Source organism: Melioribacter sulfuriphilus, from assembly GCF_051488685.1.
Classification (GTDB): Bacteria; Bacteroidota; Ignavibacteria; order Ignavibacteriales; family Melioribacteraceae; genus Melioribacter.
In genome coordinates, this window is sequence record NZ_JBPSEH010000021.1 from 1 (window position 1) to 1201 (window position 1201).

Genomic DNA, 1201 nt, shown 5'->3' on the forward strand with positions numbered 1-1201 from the left:
GAGACATCTGAAAAATTCAATTAGAGGAACAGATTTATAAGTATTGTCGTTTTCATTGAAAAAATAAATCATGTATAAGTAAAAATTGGTTCTTTGAAATAGTGTTGTCTGCTTTATTGAGCCATTAATTGACTCATTCAGGCAGATTTTATGTAGTCAATGATATCATTCTCCTTATGTTGAAAACTAATGCGGCAAATGTAAATTCAAATCGGTTAGTTTCAAGGTCGTAATAACTACATCGGTCGTAGCCCAAAACATTTTTCATAAATGCAAAAGTTTTCTCAACTCTGTTCCTTATACTTGAGAGTAATCGATTCACTTTTTTCTGAATTTTGTTTAATGGTTTGTTCCGATAACCTTTTTCTAAGATTCCATCAAATATTTCTTTTGATTCGAGCTTCTTTCTTCTTGTTTTATTAGCGTAGCCCTTATCGGCAAACACTGCCTCTTCGGTGTAATCAACAAGGTTGTCAAATTCATCGGAATCATGTACGCTTGCTTTGGTAAACTCAAGGCGCTTGATAATCTGGCTGTCTTTATCAATTGCAATATGCCCTTTATATCCGTAATAAGTTTTGCCTCGCTTCTTGGTGAAATTAGCGTCTTTGTCTCTATTGCTTGATGGTGTGGCTTGGGCTTGTTTTATGGTAGCATCGACTATCGTCCCTTTCCCTATGATCAGTTGTTTTTCGTTCAGTTGTTTGTTGAATCTATCAAATAGCAGCTTATCTAATCCCAAAGAAGAAAATGTCTTGCGGTATCGGACAAGTGTCGTTTCATCTGGTATTGAATCTCCGCTACTTATTCCTAAAAAGATTTGGAAGCTTCGCCTATCAGCTATCTCTTCTTCTAAACGTGGGTCTGAAAGATTATAGATTGTCTGGAGTATGAAACATTTTACTATTACCTCTAATGAAAATGGTCTTCTTCCGGCTTCCGTTGTTTTAGCTTTACTTACTTTCAATTTTTGTTCTATGGGCGTGAGAAGATCATCCCAATCTATTTTCTGATTTATTGTTTCCAAGGCTCGTTTGCTTTGGGTTTTTATGTGTTTTTCAAATCTATCGTTGGCTGCTTGGGTAAACAAATCGATATTATTAATCTTATTGCTGCGCATCTTTTCCTCTTTTTTGTTTATTCTCTTACAACGCTTTTCATTAAAAAGTTTTTAAATTCTGGATAATTTTTCAGAGGTTTC

Annotated in this window: 1 protein-coding gene; it reads right to left on the reverse strand. The window is 34.7% G+C overall.

Going from position 1 to position 1201, the window contains the following annotated elements:
• Positions 1–148: 148 nt before the first annotated feature.
• Complete coding sequence (locus ACSSV9_RS14550; RefSeq protein WP_437347988.1) at positions 149–1120, reverse strand: IS5 family transposase; 972 nt, start codon at positions 1118–1120, stop codon at positions 149–151.
• Between the last annotated feature and the right edge of the window lie 81 nt (positions 1121–1201).